Source organism: Streptococcus sp. CL8.13, from assembly GCF_049737895.1.
This window is the reverse complement of the sequence record NZ_JBKOTT010000086.1, coordinates 1-4,047: the sequence shown is the minus strand read 5'-3', so window position 1 is coordinate 4,047 and position 4,047 is coordinate 1. Positions and strand designations below refer to the sequence as shown.

Annotated in this window: 6 protein-coding genes and 1 pseudogene; 1 reads left to right on the top strand and 6 read right to left on the bottom strand. The window is 40.0% G+C overall.

The annotated features are described in order from the left end of the window. Both ACLNCN_RS03780 and ACLNCN_RS03775 read right to left on the bottom strand, forming a co-directional pair. Positions 1 to 185: hypothetical protein (locus tag ACLNCN_RS03780; protein WP_424844652.1), on the bottom strand; the 185-nt coding region annotated here is incomplete at its 3' end. 10 nt (positions 186 to 195) lie between these two features. Then, the gene (locus ACLNCN_RS03775) at positions 196 to 384 is read right to left on the bottom strand and encodes a hypothetical protein (protein WP_261105143.1); all 189 of its coding nucleotides are present in this window, start codon (positions 382 to 384) and stop codon (positions 196 to 198) included. Positions 385 to 838: 454 nt separating this feature from the next. On the opposite strand from ACLNCN_RS03775, the pseudogene ACLNCN_RS03770 reads away from it, so the two are divergent. After that, positions 839 to 1,096, top strand: a pseudogene (locus tag ACLNCN_RS03770) (tyrosine-type recombinase/integrase); the annotation flags it as partial. A 95-nt stretch (positions 1,097 to 1,191) separates the two neighbouring features. Here ACLNCN_RS03770 and rpsD read toward each other — a convergent pair. From rpsD to ACLNCN_RS03750, 4 genes are all read right to left on the bottom strand, one after another. Beyond that, positions 1,192 to 1,803, bottom strand: coding sequence for a 30S ribosomal protein S4 (gene rpsD, locus ACLNCN_RS03765; protein WP_000092756.1), 612 nt, complete (start codon positions 1,801 to 1,803; stop codon positions 1,192 to 1,194). A gap of 194 nt (positions 1,804 to 1,997) precedes the next feature. Then, complete coding sequence (locus tag ACLNCN_RS03760; RefSeq protein ID WP_424844651.1) at positions 1,998 to 3,050, bottom strand: sensor histidine kinase; 1,053 nt, start codon at positions 3,048 to 3,050, stop codon at positions 1,998 to 2,000. Beyond that, complete coding sequence (locus ACLNCN_RS03755; protein ID WP_049521327.1) at positions 3,047 to 3,745, bottom strand: response regulator transcription factor; 699 nt, start codon at positions 3,743 to 3,745, stop codon at positions 3,047 to 3,049. Before ACLNCN_RS03755 ends, ACLNCN_RS03760 begins: the two co-directional genes overlap by 4 nt. A 122-nt stretch (positions 3,746 to 3,867) precedes the next feature. After that, the coding region (locus ACLNCN_RS03750) for an LPXTG cell wall anchor domain-containing protein (protein WP_424844650.1) at positions 3,868 to 4,047 on the bottom strand (180 nt) is incomplete at its 5' end.

The window sequence follows — 4,047 nt, the reverse complement described above, 5'->3', positions numbered from 1 at the left end:
ATAGATTTAGGTGGAGTTGAACAAATCATAGGGACACTATGTACCCTATACTCGTTTTCCCCAATTCTCACAAAATGATTGATTTTCAAATCTGAAAAATCAGGATTCTCAACAGTAATAGAAACAAGACGATGCGCTATTTTATAAACATCAATTATCTTATTTTTCATGTTTAACTTATCCATAATTATTATTTTAATACTTATGTTCTTGGTAATCAAAACCTATTTTAGATTTAATACTATCAAATAAATCTAAAATAGATTGTGGAGTGTCTTTCTTAAATGATACAGCAGGTTTATCCTGGTCTGGATAAACTTGGTCAACCCACTCATGAATTTGATTATAAAAAATCAACAGCTCTTTGCTTGGTGGTATCATCATATCTAGAACGAAACCTCCTTTACTTTAAGTTCATTATAAACTTTCCTATTCTAATATTCAATCAACAAGAGATTATTACGATAGCTTTTTAACTTCTTTTCTACTTCGTCAGTGGTCAAGCTGCTACTCCTTTATGATATAATTAGTTTAAAGAGAAGTGAGGTAGAAATAATAGTGTCGCTACGCAACTTCATAGTATGAGATGACGGGACAGGCACACCGTCCACTACTCTTGAGCGCTTAGATTATTCTAGGTGCTTTTTTATTTTCTCTTGGTTCGCTCTTACTTCAGGACTACTCTCATACCATGAGATAAGCCATTAAGAGGTGTTTTCTCTCTTATCTCCTTACCATTCTGCAGGCAATTAAGGCAAGTTGTTCCTTTTCTTATCTGCTAATCATTTTATAAACATCAAATTTAAAATAACAAACTTTTAAACTTCTATTATTTCCCCAATACGCAAACAATAAAACACTATCAACTCGTTTAAACACACGTTTCAAACATGCTGGTGTACCTAATATTGGATTCCACGGTTTCAGACACACACATGCTAGTCTTTTGCTAAACTCTGGAATACCCTATAAAGAATTACAACATCGTCTAGGTCATTCTACACTAGCTATGACTATGGACACTTACAGTCATCTCTCCAAAGAAAAAGCAAAAACAGCCGTCTCATTTTATGAGAAAGCTGTAAGTTCGTTATAAGTGATGACAAAAATGATGACAAACCCAGAAATCAACGTTTTAATACAAAGCAAAAAGCCCACTGTTGTAGGCTTTCTGTAAGATATATCTTAAAATTAAAGCATTTTGTTGTAGAATTCAACGACAAGTGCTTCGTTGATTTCTGGGTTGATTTCGTCGCGTTCTGGCAAGCGAGTCAATGAACCTTCCAATTTTTCAGCGTCGAATGATACGAATGCTGGACGTCCAAGAGTAGCTTCTACTGCTTCAAGGATTGCTGGAACTTTCAATGATTTTTCACGAACTGAGATCACTTGACCTGGAGTTACGCGGTATGATGGGATGTCAACGCGTTTTCCGTCAACAAGGATGTGACCGTGGTTTACGAATTGACGAGCTTGACGACGAGTAGTCGCAAGACCAAGACGGTAAACAACGTTATCCAAACGACGTTCCAAAAGAAGCATGAAGTTGAAACCTAGGATTCCGCCTTTGATTTTTGTAGCTTGTACGAACAAGTTACGGAATTGTTTTTCACCTACACCGTAAGTGAAACGAAGTTTTTGTTTTTCAGCCAATTGCAAACCGTATTCTGACAATTTAGAACGGTTGTTTGGTCCGTGTTGTCCTGGTACGTAGTTACGACGTGCCAATTCTTTACCTGTACCTGTAAGTGAAAGGCCAAGGCGACGAGCTTGTTTCCAAGATGGTCCTGTATAACGTGACATATGAATGTCCTCCTGATATAAATAATATTTCGGTGGAAATAGTCACTTAGAAAGCCCTGATTCGTGCAGATGCCCTTCGCCTAAACAGCCAAGGTTACTTATCATAAGACACCTGTTGACGAGCTTCATGCTTTCCTGCTGATATTTCACACAAAATCCATTTTACCATGAATGGCTAGATTTGTAAAGGGTTTTTAAGCTTTATTTTCATTACCAGAGAGGTTAAGAAGGAGGGTAAAGGTGCTTCCGAGGCCGTACTGGCTGGTAACTGTGATTTCTCCACCCAATTGATGGGCCAATTCACGCGCAATCGCAAGACCAAGACCATGACCACCTGTCTTCATGTTACGAGAAGTTTCTACACGATAAAGACGTTTAAAAATATTCTCCAAATCCTCTGGGGCAATCCCCTGTCCTTCATCGGTCACACTGATTGAAAGCTGGTTCTTCTCCAGCTTAGCCACCACTTCCAGTTTGGTTCCTGGAGCTGAGTATTTAAAAGCGTTATTGACCAGATTCACCAAGATACGAGAAAGCTTGGCATAATCTCCTTCAATCCGGGCAGACTCTGGGATTACCTGTAAATGGACGTCTCGCTCCTCCTGCTCAATCAAGAACTGAAATTCACTCATGCACTCAATCAAGAGCTGGTCCAGAAAAATACTGTCCTTGCTGGTCGTTTCCACCTGATTTCTAGCTGTATTTAGAGTCAAAAAATTCAACTCTTCAACCAGTTTATTGAGTCTTTCCGTCTGACGCCCAATGGTTGCTAGATAATGATCCTGTTCTCCTTCCTTGATAACCCCATCCAAAATCCCTTCTACCGTCGCTTGGATTGAAGTGATGGGGGTCTTGATATCATGCGATAGCTGGGCAATCATCAAGCCCTTTTCTCGTTCGCTTTCTTCCAAAGAATCAAAGGTGGCCTGCAAATCATGGGACATTTCATTGAAAGCTTGGCCTAATTGCTGAAATTCTACAGGGCCTTGAACCTCCAGATTTGATGGAAAGTCCTTATCCGCTACCCGCTTGGCATGTTCCTTGAGTTTGCTCAATGAAGTAAAGACCGGTGATAAAAGAAAGAGACTAATCCCAGCACCGATAAAACTAGCCACGAGAGTCATACCCACTAGGAAATAAATTTCTCTTTCTTCAATTAGCATTCGCTGGATGGCCCAAAAAACCACGATAATCGTTAGGAGTGTTGAAATGATATACCCCACTAAAATATAACTTTTTAATTTCATTGACTACCTCGTGCTTTCTCAATTTTGTAGCCCAAGCCCCAGACGGTTTTGATGGTCGGTGTTTCTGCACTAGCATGTTTAGTCAACTCCTGTCTAAGAGCATGAATATGAACATTCAAGGTATTGGTATCATCCACATAGTCTTCCTGCCAGACCTTTTCATAGAGGTCTGTCTTAGAGAAAACCCGCTCTGGATTGCTGGCTAAAAGCCATAGAAGTTCGAAGGATTTGACTGTCAAATCAAGCGCCACATCTCCGACTTGGACCTCATGACTACCGTGATTCATCCGTAAATCCCCGAGACTGACGACTTCTGTCTCACCTCCACGATGAAGGCGACGCAAGATATTGTGGACACGCAAAACCAGCTCACGAGGGCTAAAGGGCTTGGCAATAAAGTCATCTGCCCCTAGGCTCAGGCCATAAATCTTGTCCTGCTCGCTAGTCTTAGCCGTGATAAAGAGAAAAGGCTGATCTGGAGATTGATACTGAACCTCACTAATCAAATCATAACCATCCATCCGAGGCATCATGATATCTGTAATAATCAAATCAATCGGTTTTCGCTTGAAGATTTCTAAGGCCTCTACTCCATCATGGGCCACCAAAACCTGATATCCTGCCTGAACCAGATAACGTTGATGAATATCTGTGATTTCTACCTCGTCGTCAACGAGTAAAATTGTCTTTCCCATCTGCCTCTCCTTTGAAAAAACAGTGCTATACCACAATAGTATAACACTATTTTAATCTCTTTACGAACATTCTAAACGATATCTAGATTTTTCATATCCTAGATAGAAAGTCTGTAGCTAGACTAGTCATTTTCTTCTTTTTTAGCTTTCAAACCGAGTCCACCTAGCAGGCCAGCCAATGCTAATCCAAAGAATCCAATAGTAGCCATTGATGTTTTGGCTTCACCAGTATATGGAAGCATGTCTTTTTGGTCTTTCATTTGATCAGCCGTCATTGGAGTTGACACCTTGTTATTAGATGC

Bases quoted from the DNA above. Each gene is read 5' to 3' on its own strand.
- ACLNCN_RS03775 (WP_261105143.1), bottom strand. From the start codon at position 384: ATGATGATACCACCAAGCAAAGAGCTGTTGATTTTTTATAATCAAATT.
- rpsD (WP_000092756.1), bottom strand. From the start codon at position 1,803: ATGTCACGTTATACAGGACCATCTTGGAAACAAGCTCGTCGCCTTGGC.
- ACLNCN_RS03760 (WP_424844651.1), bottom strand. From the start codon at position 3,050: ATGAAATTAAAAAGTTATATTTTAGTGGGGTATATCATTTCAACACTC.
- ACLNCN_RS03755 (WP_049521327.1), bottom strand. From the start codon at position 3,745: ATGGGAAAGACAATTTTACTCGTTGACGACGAGGTAGAAATCACAGAT.